The organism is Phycicoccus endophyticus (genome assembly GCF_011326735.1).
Classification (GTDB): domain Bacteria; phylum Actinomycetota; class Actinomycetes; order Actinomycetales; family Dermatophilaceae; genus Phycicoccus; species Phycicoccus endophyticus.
In genome coordinates this window covers 33,187-57,441 of record NZ_JAANCN010000018.1, presented here as the reverse complement: position 1 = coordinate 57,441, position 24,255 = coordinate 33,187, and the positions used below count along the sequence as shown (strand labels likewise).

The following is a 24,255-nucleotide window of genomic DNA, read 5'->3' as shown; positions in this document are numbered from 1 at the left end:
GGTCACGTCAGGTACGTCTGGTGTGGTGTCGCCGTGTCTGGATCGACCAATAGGTCACCTCAGGTACGTCTGGTGTGGTGTCGCCGTGTCTGGATCGACCAATAGGTCACCTCAGGTACGTCTGGCGCCGTGTCGGGATCGACCTATTGGTCGATCGGAGCACGGCGGGGAGGGGGCGGAGCCGGGAGCCAGGGGTCAGAGCCAGGTGACGTGCGGCGCGAGCAGGGCGTAGCCGACGAAGGCGACGACGTCGAGGATCGTGTGCGCGACGACGAGCGGCATGACCCGGCGGGTGCGGGTGTAGAGCCAGCCGAAGAGCAGGCCCATGACGGCGTTGCCGACGAACCCACCGAAGCCCTGGTAGAGGTGGTAGGTGCCGCGGATGAGCGCACTGGTGACGATGACCCGCCACGGCTGCCAGCCGGCCTGCGACCACCGGCGGAAGAGGTAGCCGACCATGACGACCTCCTCGAGCACCGCGTTCTGCGCGGCCGAGAGCACGAGGACCGGCACGGTGAACCAGGCGGCCCCGGCGAGGTTGGCCGCGGCGACCGTCGCGTTGAGCCCGGCGGCCTTCGCCGCGAGGTACAGCCCGAGGCCCGGGATCCCGACGACGGCGGCCAGCCCGGCCCCGCGCGCCACGTCCTGCCAGGGGCGGCGCAGGTCCAGGCCCATGGTGTGCGGCTCGTCCGGGTCCTCGCGCCGCAGCAGGTGGAGCGCGAGCAGCACCGGGACGAGGGCCAGCCCGATCCCCACGAGCTGGTAGGTGACGTCGAGCCACGGACGGTCCGGCGTGACCGAGGAGTTCATCGTCGCCGTCTGCTGCGCGAGGGACTCGGGCCGGGTCAGCCGCTCGACGATGCGCAGCAGGGCGTAGACCGCCGACGAGCCGAGGGAGACCCCGAGGACCAGCCAGGTCTCGGTGAGGTACCGGCGCCGCATGGGGGCCAGCGTAGGTCGGCCACCCTGGAGGTCTGCTGGGAGCCGTCGCCCGGCGGCGGTCAGGGACCCGCGTAGGACGTGGGCCGCCGCGAGCGGCGCCACTGACGCACCCGCAGGTACATCCACACGAGCAGCCACGCCAGCAGGGCCAGCGCGACGACCACGAACACCGGGGCGAGGACGGCCAGCACGGACAGCCCGATGGACGCGCCGTCCTCGACCGTCGAGACGACCGGCCCGCCGACCCCGACCGTGGCCCCGTTGACCACCGGCCGCGCCGCCATCTTCCCGGTGTGCACCAGCCCGGAGACGAGGACGCCGAGGACGACCGAGACCCAGGGGTGCTCGCCCATCCACGTGGAGCTGTCGAGCTCGGAGGCCGCGCTCGTCGCCGCGAAGACCAGCCCGCCCATGCTCGGCCGGATGAAGGTCTGGATGGTGTCGTTGACCGTGTCGACGGCGGGCACCTTGTCGAGGACCACCTCGGCGAGCAGCAGCACCGCGCCGACCCCGATGGCCCAGTCGCTCGTGATCCACTCGTAGCCCGACGGCAGCGTCACCAGGTCGGTGAACCGGGCGACGAGGGCGACGACGAGGAAGGGGATGTAGGCGTTCAGGCCCGCCGCGGCGGACAGGCCCAGACCTGTGAGGGCAGCCAGCACGGCGTCCTCCTTCACTGCGACGACCGCCCCTCGCGGCCGGTCGAGGAGAGCAACACTGCGTAGACGCCAGCGTAGTCCCGTCGGTTCCCTGTCGGGCGGCCACCGCGGGCGAGCGCGTCCCCGCGTGCGGTCGGCCACGAAACCCGCTCGCGCCCACCGGCGGCGTTGCGCCAGCATCGGGGCGATGAGCATCGACCCCTCCGCGTTGCTGCGGATCTACGACGACGGGCTGCGCACCGACGCAGAGACGCCCGGCGCGCTGTCGCTCACGCGGCTCGGCCCCCTGCGCCTCGCGACCTTTCCCGGCGGCCGTGGCTTCGTCAGCTACCGCGACCTCGGGGGAGCCGACGCCGCGACGGCGTACCGCTGGGTCGGCGAGGTGCTCGAGCACTTCCGCGCCGACGCCGGCGTCGTCGAGGTCGAGTGGAAGACGCGTGGCCACGACCTCGCCCCCGGCCTGCACGAGGCGCTCCTCGGCCACGGCTTCGAGCCGGGGGAGCGGGAGTCGGTGATGATCGGCCCCGCCGACGGGCCGGCCGCCGACGTCCCGCTGCCCCCCGGCGTGACCCTGCGCCGGGTGCAGGGTGAGGACGACGTCCGGGCGATGAGCGCCGCCGCGGACCGTGCCTTCGGTGACCCCGAGTCCACCCGTCGGGCCGACGACCTCGTCCTGCGGGTCGCGCGCGACCCGCAGGTCGAGCTGTGGGTCGCGGAGGCCGACGGCACGGTCGTCTGCTCGGGGCGGCTCGAGCCGGTGCCCGGCACCGGGGTCGCGGGTCTCTGGGGCGGGGCCACGCTCCCGCAGTGGCGCGGCCGCGGCATCTACCGGGCCGTGACCGCCGCCCGGGCCCGCTCCGCGCTCCGTCGGGGCTACCGCTACCTGCACAGCGACTCCACCCCGTACTCCCGCCCGATCCTGCAGCGGTGCGGGCTCGTCGAGGTCACGACGACGACGCCGTACGAGTGGCACCGGTGAGCGTGCCGGCCACCCGCTCGTACCGGACGGCCGCGGCCGCGCCCGGCCCGCGTCGGGCGCCCACGACCGCCGCCTAGGATTCGCACCATGAAGGTCCTCTCCGCCGTCGCCTGGCCGTACGCCAACGGCCCACGTCACCTCGGGCACGTCGCCGGGTTCGGCGTGCCCTCCGACGTCTTCAGCCGGTACATGCGGATGGCGGGCCACGACGTGCTCATGGTGAGCGGCTCGGACGAGCACGGGACGCCCATCCTCGTGCTCGCCGACCAGGCCGGGGTGAGCCCCCGGGAGTTCGTCGACCGCAACCACGCGGTGATCGCCGGCGAGCTCGCCGACCTCGGCTGCACCTACGACCTCTACACGCGCACGACGACGGCCAACCACTACGCCGTGGCCCAGGAGCTCTTCCACCAGAACTGGCTCAACGGCTACATGGTCGAGCGCACCCAGCAGGGCGCGATCTCGCCCTCGACGGGACGCACCCTGCCGGACCGGTTCATCGAGGGCGAGTGCCCGATCTGCCACTACCCGGACGCCCGCGGCGACCAGTGCGACAACTGCGGCAACCAGCTCGAGCCCGAGGAGCTGCTCAACCCGCGCAGCAAGATCAACGGGGAGACCCCCCGGTTCGTCGAGACCCAGCACTTCTTCCTCGACCTGCCGGCCCTCGCCGACGCCCTGCGCGAGTGGCTCGCCGGCCGCGAGGCGTCCGGGACATGGCGGCCCAACGTCATCCGCTTCAGCCGCAACATCCTCGACGAGATCAAGCCCCGCGCGATGACTCGCGACATCGACTGGGGCATCCCGGTGCCGCTCGACGGCTGGCGCGACAACCCCGCGAAGCGGCTCTACGTGTGGTTCGACGCGGTCGTCGGCTACCTCTCGGCCTCGGTGGAGTGGGCCCGGCGCCTCGGCGAGCCCGACCGGTGGCGTGAGTGGTGGAACGACCCCGAGGCCCTGTCGTACTACTTCATGGGCAAGGACAACATCACCTTCCACTCCCAGATCTGGCCGGCCGAGCTCCTCGGCTACGCCGGCAAGGGCGAGCGGGGTGGCGAACCGGGCGTCTTCGGGCCGCTCAACCTGCCGACCGAGGTCGTCTCGAGCGAGTTCCTCACGATGGAGGGCCGGCAGTTCTCGACCTCCCGCGGCTACACCGTCCTCGTGCGCGACGTGCTCGACCGGTACGGCCCCGACGGCATCCGCTACTTCATCTGCGCCGCCGGCCCCGAGAACCAGGACGCCAACTTCACGTGGAAGGAGTTCGTCCAGCGCAACAACTCCGAGCTCGTCGCCGGCTGGGGCAACCTCGTCTCGCGCACGGCGGCCATGGTCGCGCGCAACTTCGGCGAGATCCCGCAGCCGGGGCCGCTCGAGCCGGTCGACGAGGAGGTCCGCGCGAGCGTGCTCGCCGCGTTCGACACCGTCGGGGAGCTGATCTCCCGGCACCGCCAGAAGGCCGCGATCGCCGAGGCGATGCGCGTCGTCGGCGAGGTCAACGCGTACGTCTCGCGCACGGAGCCCTTCAAGCTCAAGGGCGAGGACGAGCGCGAGCGTCTCGCGACGGTGCTGCACACGCTGGTCCAGTGCGTCGCGGACCTCAACCTCGTTCTCTCGCCGTTCCTGCCGCACGCCGCCAACCGCGTCCACCTCGTCCTCGGGGGTGAGGGCGAGCTCGTGCCGATGCCCCGGCTCGAGACGGTCACCGGGCTCGACCCGGAGGACGAGGGCCGCAGCTGGCCGGTCATCACCGGCGAGTACAGCGCCACCCCGAGGTGGGAGTCACGACCGGTGGTCGTCGGCACCCCGATCGCCAAGCCGGCGCCGGTCTTCACCAAGCTCGACGAGTCGGTCGTCGACGACGAGCTCGCCCGGGCGGGTGCCTGAGCGGATGACCTCGCAGCCGAGCCGGCGTGGCGAGCCGGAGCCCCCTGACCCGCTGCCGATCGGGGTCGTCGACAACCACACCCACCTCGACATCAGCCGTGAGGGCGCGCCGGTCAACCTCGACGACCTCGAGCCCGTCCTGCGCGCCGCCGCGGCGGTCGGGGTCGACCGGGTCGTCCAGGTCGGCTGCGACCCGGTCGGCAACGACTTCGCGGTCGCCGCGGCCGCCCGCTACCCCTCGGTGCTCGCGGGTGTCGCGGTGCACCCCAACGAGGCCCCGCCGCTCGCCGCGCGCGGCGAGCTCGAGGACGCCCTCGCCCAGGTCGAGCGCTTGGCGGCCCACCCGCGGGTGCGGGTGGTCGGGGAGACCGGGCTGGACCACTTCCGCACCGGGCCGCAGGGGCACGCGGTGCAGGAGGAGTCCTTCCGGCGCCACATCGAGATCGCCGAGCGGGCCGGGCGTGCCCTGCAGATCCACGACCGGGACGCCCACGAGGACGTCCTGCGTGTCCTCGCCGAGGAGGGCGCGCCGCCGCGGACGGTCATGCACTGCTTCTCCGGCGGTCCGGCGATGGCCCGTGAGTGCGTCCGGCGCGGCTACCACCTCTCCTTCAGCGGGACCGTGACCTTCAAGAACGCCAAGGAGCTGCGCGACTCGCTCGCCGTCACCCCGCTCGAGCTGGTTCTCGTCGAGACCGACGCCCCGTACCTCACCCCGCACCCGTGGCGCGGAGCGGCCAACAGCCCGATGCTCGTGCCGCTCACCGTGCGGGTCATGGCCTCGGTGCTCGGGGTTGCCGTGCCGACGCTGTGCGAGGCCCTCTCGGCGAACGCGGAGCGCCTCTACGGGCCCTGGTGACCCCCTGGTCCAAGGGCTTCCTGTGAACGTCCCGTTACCTAAACTTGACCTTTCGGTGGGGTCTCCTGCACGGTGGTGCCCAGAAAGCCGGGGCCGGACGGTCCGGGCGTCACGCGTGAGCAGCCCCGTCGGCACCGCCGCCGGTCGGGACCGCCCCCGCGCACGGCACGTGCGGTCGTGGCCCTCGTGGCTGGTGCCCGGCGCCGGTGCCCGGGAGGTACCACCCCTGGAGAACTCTTGCCTTCCCGCTCCATCCGCCACGCCGCCCAGGGCGCGGCCGCTCTCGCCGTCGCCGTCGGTTCGGTCGGCGTCGCCCACTTCGACAAGGCCGTCGCCCTGAGCGTCGACGGCTCCCCGAGCACGGTCCACGTCTTCGGTGGCACCGTCGAGGACGCCCTCGACAAGCAGGGCATCGAGCTCGGCGCCCACGACGTCGTCGTCCCCTCGCTCGACGCGCCGCTCGAGGACGGTGACCACGTCTTCGTGCGCTACGGCCGCAAGCTCACCGTGACCGTCGACGGCAAGACCTCGCAGTACTGGACCACCGCGCGGACCGTCGACGCCGCGCTGCGTGACGTCGGCGTGCGCTCCGAGGGCGCAGTGCTCACCGCCTCCCGCTCGATGCCGCTCGGCCGCGACGGGCTCGAGCTGGGCGTGACCACCCCGAAGAAGCTGACCGTCGTCGTCGGCGGCCACGCGCGCACCGTACGCAGCGCCGCCCCGAAGGTCGCCGGCGTCTTCGGCGAGCTCGGCGTCAACCGCAACGCCGTCGACATCGTCGAGCCGGGGCTGGACCACGCCGTCCGCAACGGGATGACGATCCGCCTCAAGCGGGTCGTGACCCGGACGAAGACCTCGACCGAGGCGATCGACTTCTCGACGACGCGGCAGGAGGACTCCTCGCTCTACGAGGGCGAGACCTCCACCGTCACCGCCGGGGTCGAGGGCGCCAAGAAGGTCACCCGGGAGCTGCGCTACGTCGACGGCAAGCTGGACTCCTCCACCGTCGTGCGCACCCGCGTCGTCAGCCGTCCGACCCCCGCCGTGGTCAAGGTCGGTACCAAGGAGCGGCCGGTGGCTCCCGCGCCGACCACCTCGGAGCCGAGCACGTCCTCCTCGTCCTCGAGCGCGGGCAACGTCTCCGGCGCCGGGATCAACCTCGCCAACGCGGCGATGTGGGACCGGATCGCGGTGTGCGAGTCCGGCGGCAACTGGTCGATCAACACCGGCAACGGCTACTACGGCGGGCTGCAGTTCGCCACGTCGTCGTGGCTCGCCTACGGTGGCGCCGACTTCGCCCCCCGGGCCGACCTCGCCTCGCGGGCCGAGCAGATCACCGTGGCGAACCGGTACTACGCCGTCGCCGGCCTCTCCCCGTGGGGCTGCGCACACGCGGCCTGACGCCCTCGCACGACGCCCCGTGACCCCGGTCCCCGGACCGGGGTCACGGGCGTCGGTGGCGGGGCGCCGTGGGCGTCGTCGTGCCTGGCTAGGGTGACCGCGTGACCGACGCCCCCGAGCCCTCCGGAGCCTCCCTGCTCGGGGGCCGCGAGATCCGCGCGCTCGCCGAGCGGCTGGGGGTGCGCCCGACCAAGCAGTGGGGTCAGAACTTCGTCGTCGACGGCAACACCGTCCGCCGCATCGTGCGCGCGTCCGGGGTGGGCGGCGAGGACGTCGTCCTCGAGGTCGGGCCGGGTCTCGGCAGCCTGACGCTGGCACTGCTGCCCGTCGTGCAGCGGGTCCTCGCCCTCGAGGTCGACCCCGTGCTCGCGGCCGCCCTCCCGGACACGGTCCGGGTGCACGCGCCCTCCCGGGCCTCCCGGCTCGACGTGGTGCACGGTGACGCCCTGGTCGTCGAGCAGGTCCCGGGCCCACCGCCGACCGCCCTCGTCGCCAACCTCCCGTACAACGTCGCCGTCCCCGTCGTGCTGCGCCTGCTCGAGCGGCTGCCGTCGCTGCGGCGCGTCCTCGTCATGGTCCAGCTCGAGGTCGCCGAACGCCTGGCTGCCCCTCCCGGCTCGCGCACCTACGGGGTGCCCAGCGTCAAGGCGGCCTGGTTCGGGGAGGTCCGGCTCGCCGGGACCGTCCCGCGCGGTGTCTTCTGGCCCGTGCCGAACGTCGACAGCGGGCTCGTCGCGCTCACCCGGCGGGAGCCGCCGCCGACGAGCGCCTCCCGCGAGGAGGTCTTCCGCGTGGTCGACGCGGCGTTCGCCCAGCGCCGCAAGACCCTGCGCGCCGCCCTCGCCGGATGGGCCGGCTCGGCGGGCGCTGCCGAGGAGGCGTTGCGTGCGGCCGGCGTCGACCCGGTCCTGCGCGGGGAGCGCCTCGACGTCGCGGACTTCGCCCGGATCGCGCAGGCCCGCCACCCGGGCTGAGCCCCGGTGTGCCGGACCGTGCTCGGCCCCGCCGCGCGCTCGGCGCGGACCACAGCCCGGCTCTGGCTAGGGTGAGCGCATGACCTCGGCCCCGCTCGTGCCCGGCCCGGTCACCGCGCGCGTCCCGGCCAAGGTGAACCTCGAGCTGCTCGTCGGGCCGCTGCGGCCCGACGGCTACCACGCGCTCTCGACGGTGTACCAGGCCGTGAGCCTCTACGACGACGTGACCGTGGCCGAGGACGAGCAGTGGGGGGTCAGCGTCTCCGGTGCCCTCGCGGGCGGCGTGCCCACCGGCGAGGACAACCTCGCCCTGCGCGCGGCCCGCCTCGCCGCGGAGCGCTTCGACGGCACCCCGGTGCACGTCTCGATCCGCAAGGGGATCCCCGTCGCGGGCGGCATGGCCGGGGGCTCGGCCGACGCCGCGGCCACCCTCGTCGCGCTCGACCAGCTGTGGAACCTCGGGCTCGACCGCGAGGAGCTCGAGACGGCCGCCGCCGAGCTGGGGAGCGACGTGCCCTTCCTCGTCGCGGGCGGCACCGCGATGGGCAGCGGCCGTGGCGAGCTGCTCGCGCCCGTCCTGGCCCGTGGCACCTACCACTGGGTCCTCGCCCTCGCCGAGGGTGGTCTCTCGACGCCCGCCGTGTACGCCGAGTGCGACCGGCTGCGCCACGGGGTGCCGGTGCCCGAACCGGTGGCCACGCCCGCGCTCATGGCGGCGCTGCGGACCGGCGACCCCCACGAGCTCGCGCCCCAGCTGGTCAACGACCTCCAGGACGCCGCCGTGAGCCTGCGGCCCGACCTCGGCGACGTGCTCTCCTCGGGCATGGAGTACGGCGCGCTCGGGGGGGTGGTCTCCGGTTCGGGGCCGACGGTCGCCTTCCTCGTCGAGAACAACGAGGCGGGCATCGACCTCGCCGTCGCGCTCACCGCGAGCGGCGTCGTCCGCGACGTCCGGCGCGCCAGCGGCCCGGTCCACGGCGCCCACGTCATCCACCAGCGGGTCGACTAGGGCGGGGCGGCCGGGCGCGGCCTGCCGCCCGCGCGCTCTCCCTGCCCACCTACCCTGAGGGGCGATGGCACATCTGCTCGGGGCCGAGGCCCTGCACCTGGAGTTCCCGACCCGCGTGGTCTTCGACGCCGTGACCCTCGGCGTGGACGAGGGCGACCGGATCGGCATCGTCGGCCGCAACGGCGACGGGAAGTCCTCCCTGCTCGCGATGCTCGCCGGGCGCCTCGCGCCGGACGCCGGCCGGGTGACTCGACGGGGCGGCGTGCGCATGGGGGTCCTCGACCAGTCCGACACGCTGGCCGACGACGAGACCGTGGGGCATGCGGTCGTCGGTGACCGGGTCGAGCACGAGTGGGCCGGTGACCCGCGGGTGCGCGACGTCATCGCCGGGCTCGTGCCCGACCTGGACTGGCAGGCGCCGGTCGGCACGCTCTCCGGTGGCCAGCGCCGCCGGGTGGCCCTGGCCGCGCTGCTCGTCGGCGACTGGGACGTCGTGGCGCTGGACGAGCCGACCAACCATCTCGACGTCGAGGGCATCTCGTGGCTCGCCGAGCACCTGAGGACCCGGTGGCCGAGGAACGCCGGTGGTCTGCTGCTCGTCACGCACGACCGCTGGCTTCTCGACGAGGTCGCGACCGCGACCTGGGAGGTCCACGACCGCCTCGTGGAGCCCTTCGAGGGTGGGTACGCGGCGTACGTGCTCCAGCGGGTCGAGCGCGACCGGCAGGCCGCGGCGGCCGAGGCGAAGCGGCAGAACCTCATGCGCAAGGAGCTGGCGTGGCTGCGCCGCGGCGCGCCCGCGCGCACCTCGAAGCCGCGCTTCCGGATCGAGGCGGCCAACCGGCTCATCGAGGACGTCCCGCCGCCGCGGGACCGGGTCGAGCTGAACCGGCTCGCGGTCGCGCGCCTCGGCAAGGACGTCGTGGACCTCCTCGGTGCCGGTGTGGCCTTCGACGGGCGCGAGGTGCTCCGCGACGTCGAGTGGCGGATCGCCCCGGGCGAGCGCACCGCCGTCCTCGGCGCCAACGGCGCGGGCAAGTCCACCCTGCTCGGGCTCGTCGCGGGGACGGTGCAGCCCACCTCGGGACGGGTCAAGCGCGGCACGACCGTCCGGCTCGGCGTGCTCGACCAGCAGTTCAGCGACCTGGCGAGCATCGCCGGCGAGCGGGTGCGTGACGTGCTCGCCCGCTCCAGGACGAGCTACGTCGTCGACGGCCGGGAGATGACCTCCGCCCAGCTGCTCGAACGGCTCGGCTTCTCCCGCGAACACCTCTCCGCCCGGGTCGGGGAGCTCTCGGGCGGGCAGAAACGACGCCTGCAGCTGCTCCTCGTGCTGCTCTCCGAGCCCAACCTCATGGTCCTGGACGAGCCCTCGAACGACGTCGACACCGACATGCTCGCGGCGATGGAGGACCTCTTGGACTCCTGGCCCGGGACCCTCATCGTGGTCTCGCACGACCGCTACCTCGTCGAGCGGGTGACCGACCAGCAGTACGCGGTCATCGACGGACGCCTCCGGCACCTGCCCGGTGGGGTCGAGGAGTACCTGCGGCTGCGGGCCGCCGAGGCCGCAGCCGCGCCGGCCGCCGGGGGGAGCACCGCTCCTTCCGCGGCGGCCCGCCCCTCCGGTGCCGAGGAGCGGGCGGTGCGCAAGGAGCTGGCCGCCGCGGAGCGCCGGCTGCAGCGCCTGGCCGAGCGCGTCGCCGAGGTCCACACCCGGATGGCCGAGCACGACCACAGCGACTACGAGGGCCTCGCCGGTCTGAGCGCGCAGCTGCGCACCCTGGAGACGGAGCAGGCCGAGGTCGAGGACCGCTGGCTGGAGCTGTCCGAGCGCGTGGGCTGACCCGGCTCCGCAGCCTCGGGGCCGGCTCAGCCCGAGGGCGCGACCGGAGGCGTGGACGCGGCCGCCAGCCGGTCCGCCGCGGCGGCGAGGAGCTCGCGCAGCTCGGACGGCTCGTCGACGACGACCTCGGCGTCGAGCCGAACGACGAGCGCCGGCAGCCAGTCCAGCCGGCGGGCACGGATCTCGGCCCGCTGCCAGCCCGGGCCCGCGGGCGTCACCGTGGCGACACTGCGCGGCAGGTGGGCGCGCACCCGTGCGGGCGAGGCGCGGACCCGCAGGACGACGCGCCAGGCGTAGTCGGCCTCGGCGAAGCGGGCGAGCAGCTGCGCGACCGTGCGCTCGGGGACGCCGCCGTGGACGACGCCCGGAAGCCGACGGGCGGTCCGGACCCGGTCGACCCGGAAGATGCGCTCCTCGCCCGGCCCGACGTCCCGGGCGACGAGGTACCACCGGTGGGTGTGGGGGAGCAGGCGGTAGGGGTGCACCGTGCGCCGCGAGGGCACGCCCTCGGCGTCCCGGTAGCGCAGCTCGAGCGGAGAGCGGCTCGCGACGGCGTCCGCGAGGGTGAGCAGGATGCCGGCGTCGAGTGCGTCGGGCTGTGCCGCCGAGGGGTTCGCTGCCTCGGGGAAGGTGGCCAGGAGGGCGGCGACCCGGCGGCCGGACTCGGCCGGCAACAGGCGCCCGATCTTCGCCAGGGCCGTCTGCACGGCGACGTCCGGGGCGTCCGCCGCGGCCTGCGCGCGCAGGAGACCGCCGACCACGGCGACCGCCTCCTCGTCGCTGAGGACGAGCGGGGGCATCCGCCGACCGGAGCCGACCCGGTAGCCGCCGTACCGGCCGCGCACCGTCTCGACGGGGATGTCGAGCTCCTTGAGCTGCTGCACCCACCGCCGGACGGTCCGCTCGTCGACCTCGAGGTGGTCCGCGAGCTCGGGCACGGTGCGCAGCTGTGCGGACTGCAACAGCTCGAGGAGCCGGAGCACCCGGGCGGCGGGGGAGGACATGCCGACATCATCCTCCGATACCGGGCTGATGGTGCCCGGTATCCCTCCTAGGGTCGGGACCGGCCCGGCGTCCGCGGGGCCCCGACACCGAGGAGACCGCCATGGACCTGGCCGCAACCCGCATCATCACCGACGACGTCGAGCGCCTCGTCGCCTTCTACGAGCGCCTCACCGGGGTCGACGCGCATCGCCTGCACCCGATGTTCGCCGAGCTGCGCACGCCCTCGGGCACACTGGCGATCGCCAGCTCGGCCACGGTCCCCTTCCTTGGCGGGGGGGTGGCCGAGGCCGGGGCCAACCGCAGCGTCGTGCTCGACCTGCGGGTCGAGGACGTCGACGCGCGCTACCCCGCGCTGCGGGAGGTGGTCGAGCCCGTCGCGGAGCCGAGGACGATGCCGTGGGGGAACCGCTCCCTGCTCCTGCGTGCCCCGACGGCAACCTCGTCAACGTCTTCACCCCGGCGCCTGCCGAGGAGGGAGCCACCGCCTAGCCGCCGGCCCCCGGCGCCGCCGCGGCGGGCTCAGGAGGAGGCGGACTCGAAGGGGCGCAGCAGCCGGCGCAGCAGCCCGGCGAGCAGCTCACGCTCGTCCGGGGCGAGCTCGGCGAGCAGCTCGTGCTCGTCGGCGAGCAGCTGGGCCATCGCGGCGTCCACGACGGCCCGGCCCTGCGGGGTGAGCCGGACCAGGACGCCCCGACGGTCGCCGGGGTCGGGGTGGCGCTCGACGAAGCCGCGCGCGGCGAGCCGGTCGACCCGGTTGGTCATCGTGCCGCTCGTCACGAGGGTCTCGCTCACGAGCTGGCCGGGGCTCAGCTCGTGCGGCTCGCCGCGGCGGCGCAGCGCCGAGAGCACGTCGAACTCCCAGCCCTCGAGCCCGGTGCCGGCGAAGGCGCGGCCGCGCGCGAGGTCCAGGCGGCGGGCCAGCCGGGAGATGCGTGAGAGGACCGCGAGCGGGGTGACGTCGAGGTCGGGTCGCTCGCGCCGCCACGCGGAGACGATACGGTCGACGTCGTCAACGGCCATGCCGGGATGCTACTCCCGTCAAGTTTCTTGACGTCGAGACGACTGGTCCCGAGCCGGGCCGCTCGTCGAGGAGGACGCATGAGCAGCACTGCGAGCTGGGACCCCACCGCCTACGGGCGCTACGCCACCGAACGCGCGCGGCCCCTCGCCGACCTCCTGGCGCGGGTCGACGCCGCCGAGCCCCGGCTCGTCGTCGACCTCGGGTGCGGCCACGGGCCGGCCACGCTCGCGCTCGCGGAGCGCTGGCCGCGGGCCCGCGTCGTCGGTGTCGACGCCGCCGAGCCGATGCTCGACGCCGCCCGGGCGCTCGACCGGCAGGGCCGGGTCGAGTGGGTGTCGGCCGACCTGCGCTCCTGGGACCCCGCCTCCCTCGGCGAGGCGCCCGACGTCGTCGTCACCAGCTCGACGCTGCAGTGGGTGCCCGGCCACCTCGACCTCGTGCCGGCCTGGGCCCGGGCCCTGGCCCCGGGGGGCTGGTTCGCCCTCCAGGTGCCCGGCAGCTTCGACGCGCCGAGCCACCGGCTGATGCGCGAGACGGCCGAGCGGCACCCGCGCGCCGGTGAGCTGCTCGCGGCCCTCGACGTGCCGGCGGTCGCCGAGCCGGCCACCTACCTGCGGCTGCTCGCGCGCCTCGGTGCGACCGTCGACGCGTGGGAGACGACCTACCTGCACCTGCTCGACCCGCAGGCGCGTGAGCCCAACCCCGTGCTCTCGTGGGTCGAGGCCACCGGGCTGCGGCCGGTGCTCGACCTGCTGCGCGGTGAGGAGGAGCGGGCGGCCTTCCTCGAGCCCTACGCGGCGGCCCTGCTCGAGGCCTACCCGCGCACTTCCGCCGGCGTCCTCTTCCCCTTCCGGAGGCTGTTCGCCGTGGCGCACGCCGCGGGCTGACCGCGCCCGGGCGGGGCCCTGCGGGACGGGGACAGCGGTGTCGCTAGCCCTCCTCGAGGGTCTCCGGGGTCAGGGTCGGCTTGGCCTCCAGCCCGGTCAGCCCGTTCCACGCGAGGTTGACGACGTGCGCGGCGACCTCGTGCTTCTTGAACTTGCGGTTGTCCAGCCACCACTGCCCGGTCAGCGCGATCATCCCGACGAGCATCTGGGCGTACATGGGCGCGGCCTTCGGGTCGAGCTTGTGCCGCTTGAACTGCGCCGCGAGGATGTGGTCGACCTGGGAGGAGATGTCGCTCATCAGGCTGGCGAACGAGCCCGTGGCCTGCCCGGGAGGGCTGTCGCGCACGAGGATCCGGAAGCCGTCGGAGTTGTGGTCGACGTACTCGAGCAGGGCGAGCGCGGCCCGCTCGATGAGCTGGCGCGAGGAGCCGCCCGAGTCCAGGGCGGAGGTGACCCCGGCGAGCAGGGCCTCGATCTCGCGGTCGACGACGACGGCGTAGAGGCCCTCCTTGCCGCCGAAGTGCTCGTAGACGACCGGCTTGGAGACCCCCGCGGACGCGGCGACCTCCTCGATCGTCGTGCCCTCGAACCCGTGGTCGGCGAAGTGCTTGCGGCCGACGCCGATCAGCTGCTCGCGTCGCTCGCGGCCGGTCATCCGGGCCCGGGCAGCGCGGGACTTCTTGGCCACGGTGTCGTCGGTCACCGTGACATTGTGCCGCCTCGGGGGCGGGTGGCCGTCCTCGACTACCCTCGACGCAGCCGCCGATCCGGTGGCGGTCCCCGGTTGGTCTGCTGGCAGGGCCCGCCTGACTTTGAATCAGGACTCGCGACGTAGGTTCGATTCCTACCCGGGGAGCGCGCGAGGGTGGTGCGCGCACGGCCCTCACCCATGACGAATGTCATGTCTTCGGATCGGCCGCTGCCTCGCTCCCCACGCCCTCACCTGCACGGATACCGTGTCGAGCGGCCCAGCAACCAGTCGCCCGCCCGACGGTCCGCGGCCGGCTCCGCCGGCCGGGTCGGAGCGGGCACCCGCCCCCGAGCCCGGGCGGGCTACGCGAGAGGGGACGTGCCGTGACGACAACGGAGTCGACACAGACCGAGGAGCAGCCGGTCAAGAGCCTCATCCCGGCCCGGATGCACGACATGCCGTGGGTGAAGTTCCACTGGCTCGTGATCTTCGGGCTCGGGACGGCCTGGATCCTCGACGGCCTCGAGGCGCAGATCGTCGCCGCGGGCGGCTTCGAGAAGAGCCTCGAGATGACCGCCGCCGACGTCGGCCTGGCCGGCACCGTCTACCTCGTCGGGCAGGTGTTCGGCGCCATCCTCTTCGGCCGGCTGACCGACTCGTGGGGGCGCAAGCGGCTCTTCACGCTCACCCTGGCCCTCTACCTGGTCGCGGCGGCCGCGGCGGGCCTCGCGCCGAACATGCTCATCTTCCTCATCTGCCGGTTCATCTCCGGGATGGGGATCGGCGGCGAGTACTCCGCGGTCAACTCGGCGGTCGACGAGCTCATCCCGGGCCGGTTCCGCGGGCGGGTCGACCTCGCGATCAACGGCACGTACTGGGCGGGTGCGGCGATCGGCGCCTTCGCCTCGACGATCCTGCTCGACACCGACCGGTTCGCGCAGAACGTCGGCTGGCGGATCGCCTTCTTCATCGGCCCGATCCTCGGCCTCGGCATCATCTACCTGCGCCGGCACATCCCCGAGAGCCCGCGGTGGATGGTCACCCACGGCCACCGCGAGGAGGCCGAGCGGGTGGTCTCCGCCCTCGAGGACGAGGTGCGTGCCGCCGGCCGGGAGCTGCCCGAGCACTCCGACGACGACGCGATGTGGATCAAGGGCCGCGAGGGGCTCACGCCCAAGCAGCTGCGCTACGTCTTCTTCCAGCTCTACCCGACGCGCACGGTGCTCGGGGCGACCCTGATGATCACCCAGAGCTTCCTGTACAACGCGATCTTCTTCACCTACGCGCTCGTCCTGCAGAACTTCTACGACAAGTCCGCCTCGGAGGCCGCGCTCTACTTCTTCCCGTTCGCGATCGGCAACCTCCTCGGCCCGCTGCTGCTCGGGCCGCTGTTCGACACCGTCGGGCGCCGGCGGATGATCACCGGCTGCTACGCGTTCGCCGGCATCGTCCTGGCCGTCTCCGCCTGGCTCTTCCAGCAGGACGCCATCTCGGCGGGCATCCACACCGTGTTCTGGTGCGTCGCGTTCTTCTTCGCCTCTGCGGGGGCCTCGGCCGGCTACCTCACCGTCTCGGAGATCTTCCCCCTCGAGGTGCGCGGGCAGGCCATCTCGTACTTCTTCGCGATCGCCCAGATCTTCGGGTCGATCGGCCCGGTGTTCTACGGCTGGCTCATCGGCGACGGGAAGGACCGCACGCCGATGTTCTGGGGGTACATCATCGCGACGGTCATCATGCTCGTCGGCGCCCTCGTCGCCCACGTCTGGGGCGTCGACGCGGAGAACAAGTCGCTCGAGGAGGTCGCCCCGCCGCTCACGAGCTACGACGAGGATGGCAACGAGACGGTCCACCTTCCGGTCTGAGCGAGGAGGAAGACGATGTCCGAGCACCAGTACACCGTCGTCGTCGGGGTGAGCCCGCGCTCGAGCTCCCCCACCGCCCTGCGCTGGGCGCACGAGCAGGCCCGGGTCCACGGCGGGCGGGTGATCGCCCTGCGCGCCTGGCACACCGGGGCACCCCAGGCCACGCCGTCGGGGACGACCGCGGCCCGGGTCCCCTCGAGCACCGAGGCCGAGCACGAGGCGGTCAGCCGGCTCGCGGCCGACGTCCTCGAGGTCCTCGGTCCGGACCACGGGGTCGACCTGCGGGTCACCCGGGGCGACCGGCACCGGGCCCTGCTCGAGGCGGCGCGCGACGCCGACCTGCTCGTCATCGACGCGCCCCGCTCGCTGGCCTCCGCGCCGCTGTTCGCCCACCGGCTCGTCTACGCCGCCGAGTGCCCGGTCGTCGTCATGCCCCCGCACATCTCGGGCGAGCCGGAGTCCCGCTTCCACCGGGCCGCCCGCGCCGCGGGGTGGGCCACCGTGCGGGCCGCGGGACGCGCCGGGCGCCCGGGGCTCGGGACGCCGCACGGGGACTGAGCCCGGCCCGGCCGACGACGGTAGGCTGACGCCGGCCCGTGGCACCGACCCCACCTGGAGCACAGCGCGTGAACGCGACCCGACCGGCCGCCGTCATCGTCCTCGCCGCCGGCGAGGGGACGCGGATGAAGTCCTCGACCCCCAAGGTCCTCCACCGCATCGGCGGCGCGCCCCTGCTCGGGCACGCGGTCCGGGCGGCCCGAGCGACGGGGGCCGAGCACGTGGCGGTCGTCGTGCGGCACGGTCGCGAGCGCGTCGTGGAGTTCTGCTCGGCCTTCGACGCCGGTCTGCTCATCGCCGACCAGGACGAGGTCAAGGGCACCGGGCGGGCCGTCGAGTGCGGTCTCGAGGCGCTGCCGACGGACCTCGACGGCACCGTGCTCGTCACCTACGGCGACGTCCCGCTGCTCACCGGCGAGACGCTCCTCGCCCTGACGCAGGAGCACGTCGCCACCGGCAGCGCCGTCTCCGTCGTCACCGCCCACCTCGCCGACCCCAGCGGCTACGGGCGCGTCGTCCGCGACGCCGACGGCCAGGTCTCCCGGATCGTCGAGCACCGCGACGCCAGCGACGAGGAGCGGCAGCTGACCGAGGTCAACTCCGGCATCTACGCCTTCGACGTCTCCGTGCTGCGCGAGGCGCTCGGGCAGGTGCGCCGCGAGAACGCCCAGGGGGAGAAGTACCTCACCGACGTCGTCGCGATCGCCCGTGGGGCGGGCCGGGCGGTGCGCGCACACGTCGTCGACGACGCCTGGCAGACCGAGGGGGTCAACGACCGCGTCCAGCTCGCGACGCTGGGGCGGGTGCTCAACCAGCGGGTGTGCGAGCGGCTCATGCGCTCCGGGGTGACCATCGTCGACCCGGCGACGACCTGGGTGGACGTCGACGTCTCGGTCGGCACGGACACGACGCTGCTGCCCGGCACCCAGCTGCTCGGGGCGACGAGCGTCGGCTCCGAGGCGGTCATCGGACCGGAGGTCACCCTGACCGACACCGAGGTCGGCGACGGCGCCCAGGTGCAGCGGGCCGTCGCCGTGCTCGCCGTCATCGGGGCCGGCGCGACCGTGGGGCCGTACTCCTACCTACGGCCCGGGACGACCCTGGGGGCGGGCGGCAAGATCGGTGGCTTCGTCGAGACCAAGAACGCCGACATCGGGCCGGGCGCCAAGGTGCCGCACCTCACCTACGCCGGCGACGTGACGGTCGGCGAGGGGGCCAACATCGGCGCGGGGACGATCTTCGCCAACTACGACGGGGTGGCCAAGCACCACTCGCGCGTCGGGGCGCACAGCTTCGTGGGCTCGCAGACGGTCGTCATCAGCCCGGTCGACATCGCCGACGGGGCGTACGTCGCGGCGGGCAGCGCCGTCACTGCGGACGTCGAGCCCGGGCAGCTCGCCATCGCCCGGGGGCGGCAGCGGGCGGTCGACGGCTGGGTCCAGCGCCGGCGGCCGGGGACGTCGACCGCCGAGGCGGCGGCCCGCGCGAGCGCTCCGCCACCGGGCGGGGACGAGGGTGGCGCGGCCGTGCCCGGTGAGGGGGCCGGCTCGTGAGCAAGGACACCCGCCCGCCGTCGGCGAACATCCGCAAGCGGCCCAAGAAGCAGCTCATGGTCTTCTCCGGGCGAGCCAACCCCGGTCTCGCCCAGGAGGTCGCGGCCCAGCTGGGCACCGAGCTCGTGCCGACGAGCGCCTACGACTTCGCCAACGGCGAGATCTACGTCCGCTTCGAGGAGTCGGTGCGGGGCTCGGACGCCTTCGTCATCCAGAGCCACACCAGCCCGATCAACGAGAACATCATGGAGCACCTGCTCATGGTGGACGCGCTGAAGCGGGCGAGCGCGAAGCGGATCACCGTCGTCATGCCGTTCTACGGGTACGCCCGCCAGGACAAGAAGCACCGCGGGCGGGAGCCGATCAGCGCCCGGCTCGTCGCGGACATGTTCCGTACGGCGGGGGCGGACCGGCTGATCTGCGTCGACCTGCACACCGACCAGATCCAGGGGTTCTTCGACGGCCCGGTCGACCACCTCATGGCCATCCCGGTGCTCTCGGAGTACGTGGCCCGGCGCTACGGCGAGGAGCACCTGGCCGTGGTCTCGCCGGACGCGGGGCGGATCAAGGTCGCCGAGCAGTGGTCCAAGCGGCTCGGGGGCGTGCCGCTGGCGTTCATTCACAAGACCCGCGACATCAACCGCCCCAACGAGATGGTGGCCAACCGGGTCGTCGGCGAGGTCCGTGGCCGGGTGTGCGTCCTCGTCGACGACATGATCGACACCGCGGGGACGATCACCAAGGCCGCCGACGCCCTGATGGCCGAGGGGGCCAAGGACGTCGTCATCGTCGCGACACACGCCATCCTCTCCGAGCCCGCGCTGCACCGGCTCGCCTCGTGCGCGGCGCGGGAGGTCATCGTCACGAACACCCTGCCGATCCCGCCGGAGAAGGAGTTCGAGGGGCTGACGACGCTGTCCATCGCCCCCCTGATCAGCGCGGCGGTCAAGGAGGTCTTCGAGGACGGCTCGGTGACGAGCCTCTTCGGCGGGCGTGCCTGACCGTCCCCCGACCGACCAATAGGTCGATTCGGCGACAGGTGCGTGCCCCTGTCCGTGCCTGGCGTGACCTATTGGTCGATTCAGCGACGGGGGTGGGGGTGTCAGGGAGCGGGGGAGGATGCCGCCTTGCGGGCACGGTAGGCGGCGACGTTGGCGCGCGTCCCGCAGGTCCCGTCGCAGAACTTCCGGGACCGGTTGCGGGAGAGGTCGACGTAACGGTCCTCGCAGTCGTGGGCCGAGCACACCTGCAGCCGCTCGCGCTCCCCGGCCCGGATGACGTCGATGAAGGCCATCGCGACCTCGACGGCGACGCGCTGCGGAAGCGCGGCGCCGTCCTCGGTCGCGTGGATGTGCCAGCCCTGGTCGTCGTGCTCGACGAGCCGGGGGACCGCGCTGCTCTCGGCGAGCAGGGCGTTGACCTCCGCGACCTGCTCGAGCAGCGGTGCCACCCACAGCCGGTCCACCCGGGCCCGCACCTCGTGCAGCTCCGCGACCTCACCGGCGCGAGCCGGGCGAGCGCCGGTCCAGCCCCAGGTGTCCATCCAGGCACGGACGGCAGCGAGATCGGGAAGGTCCTCGACCTCGCTGGACCCCCGGCCGGGGGCGGTGTTGACGAGCGCGGCCGCGTGCCGGAGGACGAGGTCGGTGTCATGGGTGAAAACCATCTTGACTCCTGACAGGTCGCTGTCCTAGCGTCAGGACCCACATCATACTTCACCCCTTACATGCGCTCCCCGGTGATCCGGCGGGCGGGGGGCCGAGCGGGCCGGAGGTCCACCGTGGTCGAGATCGTGCGCCGGCACCTCGGTGTCGGGCTGGCCGCACTGCTGCTCTCCAGCGCGGCGTTCGGCACCTCCGGCCCCTTCGCCAAGGCCCTGATCGCCGCGGGGTGGTCCCCGGGGGCCGTCGTCCTCGTCCGGATCGCCGGAGCAGCCCTGCTCCTCCTGCCGGTCACCCTCTGGGGCGCGCGGGGGGACCTGGCGGCGCTCGCGCGCGAGGCGCCCCTGGCCGCGGGCTACGGCTGCCTGGCGGTCGCGGCGGCCCAGCTCGGCTACTTCCAGGCCATCGAGCACCTCGAGGTCGGGGTGGCCCTGCTCATCGAGTACCTCGGCATCGTCCTCGTCGTCCTGTGGGTATGGCTCGTCACCCGCCGCCGGCCGCACCGGCTCACCCTGCTCGGCGTCCTCCTGGCGATGGCCGGCCTCGTCCTCGTGCTCGACATCGCCGGCGCCAGCCCGCCGGACCCGGTCGGCGTCGCGTGGGCGCTGCTCGCCGCCACCGGGCTGGCCGGCCACTACGTGCTCGCCGTGCGGGAGACGACGCTGGCGCCGATGTCCTTCGCCGCCCTGGGGCTCACCGCCGGTGGGGCCGTCCTGGCCGTGCTCGGTCTGACCGGGGTGATCCCGATGCACGCCGGCGCGTCCCGGGTCGTGCTCGCCGGGGTCGACGCCCCGGCGTGGGCGGCACTCGCCGAGCTCGTCGTCGTCGCGGCCGTGCTCGCCTACGTCCTCGGGGTGCTCGGCGCACGGCATCTCGGCTCGACCCTCGCCTCCTTCGTCGGGCTGACCGAGGTGCTCTTCGCCGTCCTCGCCGCCTGGGTCGTCCTCGGCGAGCTCCCGGGCCGGTGGCAGCTCCTCGGCGGGGTCGTCATCCTCGGCGGGATCGTCGCGGTCCGGCTCGGGGAGCGCGCGAGCGCGGCACCCCCGGCGCCGGGCGAGGTCGATTTCGACGTTCGCTCCCCGGTCGCCTAGACTCTCGGGGTTGCCTCGGCGAGGGACGTCGCACCGGACGAGGAGGTCCGGCCGGCCGCAGGGCCCGCGACCATCCGTGATCGACGCTGGCGGCGCGCTGACCCCTCCGGGTGAGCGGGTCGTCCGTGCACCGCTCCGGTGCCACGTCCCGCGCCGAGGACCACGAACCATCCGTTTCGAGTCCCCAGGAGTCCCCCGTGTCCACCGAGGTCACCAAGCTCGTCGCCGAGCAGCGCACGCAGTTCGGCAAGGGTGCGGCGCGCAAGATCCGCCGCGCCGACAAGATCCCCGCCGTCATGTACGGCCACGGCACCGCGCCGGTCCACATCACGCTGCCCGGCCACGAGGCCATGCTCGCGCTCAAGCACACCAACGCCCTCCTGACGCTCGTCATCGACGGCGAGGAGCACATGGCCCTGGCCAAGGACGTCCAGCGCGACCCGATCAAGCCCGTCATCGAGCACGTCGACCTCGTCGTCGTCCGCCGTGGCGAGAAGGTCACCGTCGAGGTCGGCGTGCACGTCGAGGGCGAGGCCGCTCCGGAGACCGTCGTCACGACCGTCCTGAACACCCTCGAGGTCGAGGTCGAGGCGACGAACATCCCCGAGTGGGTCACCGTGTCGGTCGAGGGCGCCGAGGCCGGCACGCAGGTCCTCGCCGGCGACGTCACCCTTCCCGAGGGCGCCGCGCTGCTCACCGACCCCGAGTGGCTCGTCGTCAACGTCACCCAGCAGCAGTCGCAGGCCGAGCTCGACGCCGAGCTCGAGGAGGCCGAGACCGAGGCCGGCATCGAGCGCGAGGAGTCCGACGAGGAGGCCGGTGCAGAGGCGCCCGCCGCCGAGGAGGGCGCGCCGGAGGCCGAGGAGGCCTGAGCCGCACCACGCCGCCCGAGGGCCCGGTCCGCGCGCGGACCGGGCCCTCGGCATGTCCGCCGCCGATGGCATGATCGGCGGCGTGACAGACAGTGGGCCCTGGCTCGTCGTCGGCCTCGGCAACCCGGGGGCGCAGTACGCGGGCACCCGGCACAACGTCGGCGCGATGGTGCTCACCGAGCTCGCCGAGCGCAGCGGCGTCAGCCTGCGCACCCACAAGGCACGGGCCCACGCGGCACAGGTCCGGGTCGGGACTGGGCCCGGGGGGGTGCCCGGGCCGCCGGCGGTCCTCGCCGTGCCCACGTGCTACATGAACGAGTCCGGCGGACCGGTCAAGGCACTGCTGTCCTTCTTCTCCGTCCCGCCGGAGCGCCTCGTCGTCGTCCACGACGAGCTCGACCTCGACGCCGGGACGGTCCGGCTCAAGCGCGGCGGAGGCGAGGGCGGCCACAACGGGCTGCGCTCGGTCAGCTCGGCCCTGGGCACCCGCGACTACCACCGGGTCCGGGTCGGCATCGGCCGTCCGCCGGGGCGGATGGACCCGGCCGACTACGTCCTGCGCGACTTCTCCCCGAGCGAGTGCAAGGAGCTGCCGTTCCTCCTCGGGGACGCCGCCGACGCGGTCGAGGAGCTCGTGACGTTGGGGCTGCTCGACGCCCAGCAGCGCGTACACGCCCCTCGCTGAGGCGTTCTCGCCCTGAGGCGACCGGATGGCTCGATTCGCCGTCGTCCGCCCGGGCGCCGCGAGGAGCATGAGCGACTTTTCTCCCAATTGGGTGCACGCCCCCAGGTGGGGGACTACAGTGGCTCGCACAACGGACGCCGCGGGTGGAAGCAGGGCCACTCGTGACGTGAAGATCGACGCGGATGCGGACCGGTAGCAGGGGCCGAGTCATCGTCACTCTTCGAACACCATCGATTTGCAGGGGTCGACGGTTCGATGAGCATCGCTCAGAACACTGGTGTGCACCCGTGGGTCTCCGCCCCCGGTCTCGCGCACATCGATCTGGCCACGTACGGCCATGCCCGGGTCCGTCCAGCGCTGACGGCCTGGGAGCGCGTCCACCGCCGCTCGGCGGTCGCAGTCGACGCCGCTGCGGCCGCGGCAGGAGCGCTCACCGGTCTTGTCGGCCGCAATGCGCTCGTCGGTGCGGAGAACCTCTTCGGCGGGTCCGCCGAGTCGGCGCGCCTCACCCTCGTCGTCGCCGCCCTCGCGTGGATCGCGCTCCTCGCGAAGAACGGTGCCTACGCGACGCGGTTCGTCGGCGCCGGCAGCGAGGAGTACCGGGCCGTGACGCGCTCGGCCCTCGGCCTGGTCGCGCTCGTGGCGTTCGCCTCGTTCGCCCTCCAGCTGGAGTTCTCCCGCGGGATCCTCCTGCTCACCGTCCCCACCATGACGGCGACGACACTGGCGGGGCGCTTCGTCCTGCGCCACCGGCTGGCCGCCTCGCGGTCCGCGGGGCTGCACCTGCGTCCGACCGTCGTCGTCGGGGACGCCCGCGCCGCGTTGGATGTCGCACACCGCATCGAGGCCGACCCGCGGACCACCGGGATGCGGGTCACCGGCATCTGCGTCACCGACCCCAGCGACCCCTCGCTCGCCGCAGAGGAGCATGCCGGCGTTCCGGTCCTCGGCGTGGAGGCGGACACCCTCCACATCGTCGACCAGCTCGACGTCGCGGCGGTCGCCGTCGCGAGCAGCCCGACGATGTCGGGTCATGCGCTGCGACGGCTCGGGTGGGCGCTCGAGCAGCGCGACATCGACCTCCTCGTCGCCCCGGGCGTCGTCGAGGTCGCCGGGCCCCGACTGACGATGCGCCGCGCCGCCGGGCTGCCGATGCTGCACGTCGAGCGGCCCGTGCAGAGCGGATGGCGCTACAACCTCAAGCTGCTGGCCGACCGGGTCATCGGCGTCACGGCTCTGGCGCTGCTCGGCCCGGTCCTGCTCGCCATCGCCTTCCTCGTGCGCCGCGACTCTCCCGGTCCGGCCCTCTTCCGCCAGGACCGGGTGGGGGAGGCCGGGCGCGTGTTCTCGATGTTCAAGTTCCGCACCATGGTCGTCGACGCCGACCGTCAGGTCCCCGGGCTGGAAGCCGAGAGCGACGGTAACGGGGTGCTCTTCAAGCTGCGGCGTGACCCGCGAGTGACCCGCATCGGCGGCGTCCTGCGCCGGTTCTCCCTCGACGAGCTGCCCCAGCTGCTCAACGTCGTCCGTGGGGAGATGTCGCTCGTCGGCCCGCGCCCTCCCCTGCGCGAGGAGGTCGACCGCTACGAGAGTGACGCCGTCCGCCGCCTGCGGGTCCGTCCGGGCATGACCGGCTTGTGGCAGGTCTCCGGCCGCAGCGACCTGTCGTGGTTCGACTCGGTGCGGCTCGACCTCTGGTACGTCGACAACTGGTCGCTCGCGCTCGACGGTCAGATCCTCCTGCGCACGGTCCAAGCCGTCGCCCGTGGGCGGGGAGCGTACTGACGCCGTGGAGCGAGCGACGACGACACGA

22 protein-coding genes, 1 tRNA gene and 1 pseudogene are annotated in these 24,255 nt (G+C 73.6%); 18 read left to right on the top strand and 6 right to left on the bottom strand.

Annotated elements, in window-relative coordinates:
- Nucleotides 1-195 precede the first annotated feature (195 nt).
- Both G8D98_RS14710 and G8D98_RS14705 read right to left on the bottom strand, forming a co-directional pair.
- Nucleotides 196-942 carry a CPBP family intramembrane glutamic endopeptidase gene (locus G8D98_RS14710; RefSeq protein WP_166105011.1) on the bottom strand — a complete coding sequence of 249 codons (747 nt, stop codon included), beginning with the start codon at nucleotides 940-942 and terminating at the stop codon, nucleotides 196-198.
- Between the two features lie 59 nt (nucleotides 943-1,001).
- The gene (locus tag G8D98_RS14705; protein WP_166105009.1) at nucleotides 1,002-1,604 is read right to left on the bottom strand and encodes a DUF4126 domain-containing protein; all 603 of its coding nucleotides are present in this window, start codon (nucleotides 1,602-1,604) and stop codon (nucleotides 1,002-1,004) included.
- Nucleotides 1,605-1,788: 184 nt separating this feature from the next.
- Between G8D98_RS14705 and G8D98_RS14700 the strand changes: the two genes are divergently transcribed.
- The 7 genes from G8D98_RS14700 (at nucleotide 1,789) to G8D98_RS14670 (ending at nucleotide 10,556) form a co-directional block, all read left to right on the top strand.
- A complete protein-coding gene (locus G8D98_RS14700; protein WP_166105006.1) occupies nucleotides 1,789-2,580 on the top strand; it encodes a GNAT family N-acetyltransferase in 792 nt (263 codons plus the stop codon).
- An 87-nt stretch (nucleotides 2,581-2,667) separates the two neighbouring features.
- A complete protein-coding gene (metG, locus tag G8D98_RS14695) occupies nucleotides 2,668-4,467 on the top strand; it encodes a methionine--tRNA ligase (RefSeq protein WP_166105004.1) in 1,800 nt (599 codons plus the stop codon).
- Between the two features lie 4 nt (nucleotides 4,468-4,471).
- A complete protein-coding gene (locus G8D98_RS14690) occupies nucleotides 4,472-5,326 on the top strand; it encodes a TatD family hydrolase (protein ID WP_166105001.1) in 855 nt (284 codons plus the stop codon).
- Nucleotides 5,327-5,563: 237 nt separating this feature from the next.
- Entirely contained in the window at nucleotides 5,564-6,727 is a 1,164-nt protein-coding gene (locus G8D98_RS15640) for a resuscitation-promoting factor (RefSeq protein WP_166104998.1), read from the top strand.
- 101 nt (nucleotides 6,728-6,828) lie between these two features.
- Entirely contained in the window at nucleotides 6,829-7,701 is an 873-nt protein-coding gene (rsmA, locus tag G8D98_RS14680) for a 16S rRNA (adenine(1518)-N(6)/adenine(1519)-N(6))-dimethyltransferase RsmA (RefSeq protein WP_166104996.1), read from the top strand.
- 79 nt (nucleotides 7,702-7,780) lie between these two features.
- Nucleotides 7,781-8,710, top strand: coding sequence for a 4-(cytidine 5'-diphospho)-2-C-methyl-D-erythritol kinase (locus tag G8D98_RS14675; RefSeq protein ID WP_166104993.1), 930 nt, complete (start codon nucleotides 7,781-7,783; stop codon nucleotides 8,708-8,710).
- A 64-nt stretch (nucleotides 8,711-8,774) separates the two neighbouring features.
- On the top strand, nucleotides 8,775-10,556 hold the full coding sequence (locus G8D98_RS14670; RefSeq protein WP_166104990.1) for an ABC-F family ATP-binding cassette domain-containing protein: 1,782 nt from the start codon (nucleotides 8,775-8,777) through the stop codon (nucleotides 10,554-10,556).
- Nucleotides 10,557-10,582: 26 nt separating this feature from the next.
- Here the strand turns inward: G8D98_RS14670 and G8D98_RS14665 are convergent, their stop codons facing one another.
- Nucleotides 10,583-11,560: a helix-turn-helix transcriptional regulator gene (locus G8D98_RS14665; protein WP_166104987.1), complete on the bottom strand. Its 978-nt coding sequence runs from the start codon at nucleotides 11,558-11,560 to the stop codon at nucleotides 10,583-10,585.
- Between the two features lie 101 nt (nucleotides 11,561-11,661).
- Here G8D98_RS14665 and G8D98_RS15675 point away from each other — a divergent pair.
- Nucleotides 11,662-11,913: pseudogene (locus G8D98_RS15675) on the top strand (VOC family protein); the annotation flags it as partial.
- 167 nt (nucleotides 11,914-12,080) lie between these two features.
- Here the strand turns inward: G8D98_RS15675 and G8D98_RS14655 are convergent.
- Nucleotides 12,081-12,581, bottom strand: coding sequence for a MarR family winged helix-turn-helix transcriptional regulator (locus G8D98_RS14655; protein WP_166104985.1), 501 nt, complete (start codon nucleotides 12,579-12,581; stop codon nucleotides 12,081-12,083).
- Between the two features lie 78 nt (nucleotides 12,582-12,659).
- On the opposite strand from G8D98_RS14655, the gene G8D98_RS14650 reads away from it, so the two are divergent.
- Entirely contained in the window at nucleotides 12,660-13,469 is an 810-nt protein-coding gene (locus G8D98_RS14650; protein ID WP_166104982.1) for a methyltransferase domain-containing protein, read from the top strand.
- A 43-nt stretch (nucleotides 13,470-13,512) separates the two neighbouring features.
- Here G8D98_RS14650 and G8D98_RS14645 read toward each other — a convergent pair whose 3' ends face one another.
- Complete coding sequence (locus G8D98_RS14645) at nucleotides 13,513-14,124, bottom strand: TetR/AcrR family transcriptional regulator (RefSeq protein ID WP_166105062.1); 612 nt, start codon at nucleotides 14,122-14,124, stop codon at nucleotides 13,513-13,515.
- Between the two features lie 122 nt (nucleotides 14,125-14,246).
- Here G8D98_RS14645 and G8D98_RS14640 point away from each other — a divergent pair.
- From G8D98_RS14640 to G8D98_RS14620, 5 genes are all read left to right on the top strand, one after another.
- Nucleotides 14,247-14,325 (top strand) — tRNA-Gln (locus tag G8D98_RS14640).
- A gap of 218 nt (nucleotides 14,326-14,543) precedes the next feature.
- Nucleotides 14,544-16,022, top strand: coding sequence for an MFS transporter (locus tag G8D98_RS14635; protein ID WP_308788817.1), 1,479 nt, complete (start codon nucleotides 14,544-14,546; stop codon nucleotides 16,020-16,022).
- Between the two features lie 15 nt (nucleotides 16,023-16,037).
- Nucleotides 16,038-16,580 carry a universal stress protein gene (locus G8D98_RS14630; protein WP_166104980.1) on the top strand — a complete coding sequence of 181 codons (543 nt, stop codon included), beginning with the start codon at nucleotides 16,038-16,040 and terminating at the stop codon, nucleotides 16,578-16,580.
- 68 nt (nucleotides 16,581-16,648) lie between these two features.
- Nucleotides 16,649-18,133 (top strand): bifunctional UDP-N-acetylglucosamine diphosphorylase/glucosamine-1-phosphate N-acetyltransferase GlmU, encoded by a 1,485-nt coding sequence (gene glmU / locus G8D98_RS14625; protein WP_166104977.1) that lies wholly within the window; start codon nucleotides 16,649-16,651, stop codon nucleotides 18,131-18,133.
- Nucleotides 18,130-19,134: a ribose-phosphate diphosphokinase gene (locus G8D98_RS14620; RefSeq protein ID WP_276509395.1), complete on the top strand. Its 1,005-nt coding sequence runs from the start codon at nucleotides 18,130-18,132 to the stop codon at nucleotides 19,132-19,134. Before glmU ends, G8D98_RS14620 begins: the two co-directional genes overlap by 4 nt.
- A 101-nt stretch (nucleotides 19,135-19,235) precedes the next feature.
- Here the strand turns inward: G8D98_RS14620 and G8D98_RS14615 are convergent, their stop codons facing one another.
- Nucleotides 19,236-19,799, bottom strand: a complete 564-nt coding sequence (locus G8D98_RS14615) for a CGNR zinc finger domain-containing protein (protein ID WP_166104975.1) — start codon at nucleotides 19,797-19,799, stop codon at nucleotides 19,236-19,238.
- Nucleotides 19,800-19,913: 114 nt separating this feature from the next.
- On the opposite strand from G8D98_RS14615, the gene G8D98_RS15635 reads away from it, so the two are divergent.
- From G8D98_RS15635 to G8D98_RS14595, 4 genes are all read left to right on the top strand, one after another.
- Complete coding sequence (locus G8D98_RS15635; RefSeq protein ID WP_262500244.1) at nucleotides 19,914-20,885, top strand: EamA family transporter; 972 nt, start codon at nucleotides 19,914-19,916, stop codon at nucleotides 20,883-20,885.
- A 197-nt stretch (nucleotides 20,886-21,082) separates the two neighbouring features.
- Nucleotides 21,083-21,757, top strand: coding sequence for a 50S ribosomal protein L25/general stress protein Ctc (locus tag G8D98_RS14605; protein WP_166104970.1), 675 nt, complete (start codon nucleotides 21,083-21,085; stop codon nucleotides 21,755-21,757).
- A 70-nt stretch (nucleotides 21,758-21,827) separates the two neighbouring features.
- Nucleotides 21,828-22,442 (top strand): aminoacyl-tRNA hydrolase, encoded by a 615-nt coding sequence (gene pth / locus G8D98_RS14600; protein WP_188744902.1) that lies wholly within the window; start codon nucleotides 21,828-21,830, stop codon nucleotides 22,440-22,442.
- A 255-nt stretch (nucleotides 22,443-22,697) separates the two neighbouring features.
- Nucleotides 22,698-24,227, top strand: a complete 1,530-nt coding sequence (locus G8D98_RS14595) for a sugar transferase (protein ID WP_166104965.1) — start codon at nucleotides 22,698-22,700, stop codon at nucleotides 24,225-24,227.
- Nucleotides 24,228-24,255 lie beyond the last annotated feature (28 nt).

Bases quoted from the DNA above. Each gene is read 5' to 3' on its own strand.
- G8D98_RS14710 (WP_166105011.1), bottom strand. From the start codon at position 942: ATGCGGCGCCGGTACCTCACCGAGACCTGGCTGGTCCTCGGGGTCTCC.
- G8D98_RS14700 (WP_166105006.1), top strand. From the start codon at position 1,789: ATGAGCATCGACCCCTCCGCGTTGCTGCGGATCTACGACGACGGGCTG.
- metG (WP_166105004.1), top strand. From the start codon at position 2,668: ATGAAGGTCCTCTCCGCCGTCGCCTGGCCGTACGCCAACGGCCCACGT.
- G8D98_RS14690 (WP_166105001.1), top strand. From the start codon at position 4,472: ATGACCTCGCAGCCGAGCCGGCGTGGCGAGCCGGAGCCCCCTGACCCG.
- G8D98_RS14675 (WP_166104993.1), top strand. From the start codon at position 7,781: ATGACCTCGGCCCCGCTCGTGCCCGGCCCGGTCACCGCGCGCGTCCCG.
- G8D98_RS14670 (WP_166104990.1), top strand. From the start codon at position 8,775: ATGGCACATCTGCTCGGGGCCGAGGCCCTGCACCTGGAGTTCCCGACC.
- G8D98_RS14665 (WP_166104987.1), bottom strand. From the start codon at position 11,560: ATGTCCTCCCCCGCCGCCCGGGTGCTCCGGCTCCTCGAGCTGTTGCAG.
- G8D98_RS14655 (WP_166104985.1), bottom strand. From the start codon at position 12,581: ATGGCCGTTGACGACGTCGACCGTATCGTCTCCGCGTGGCGGCGCGAG.
- G8D98_RS14650 (WP_166104982.1), top strand. From the start codon at position 12,660: ATGAGCAGCACTGCGAGCTGGGACCCCACCGCCTACGGGCGCTACGCC.
- G8D98_RS14645 (WP_166105062.1), bottom strand. From the start codon at position 14,124: ATGACCGGCCGCGAGCGACGCGAGCAGCTGATCGGCGTCGGCCGCAAG.
- G8D98_RS14630 (WP_166104980.1), top strand. From the start codon at position 16,038: ATGTCCGAGCACCAGTACACCGTCGTCGTCGGGGTGAGCCCGCGCTCG.
- G8D98_RS14615 (WP_166104975.1), bottom strand. From the start codon at position 19,799: ATGGTTTTCACCCATGACACCGACCTCGTCCTCCGGCACGCGGCCGCG.
- pth (WP_188744902.1), top strand. From the start codon at position 21,828: ATGATCGGCGGCGTGACAGACAGTGGGCCCTGGCTCGTCGTCGGCCTC.
- G8D98_RS14595 (WP_166104965.1), top strand. From the start codon at position 22,698: ATGAGCATCGCTCAGAACACTGGTGTGCACCCGTGGGTCTCCGCCCCC.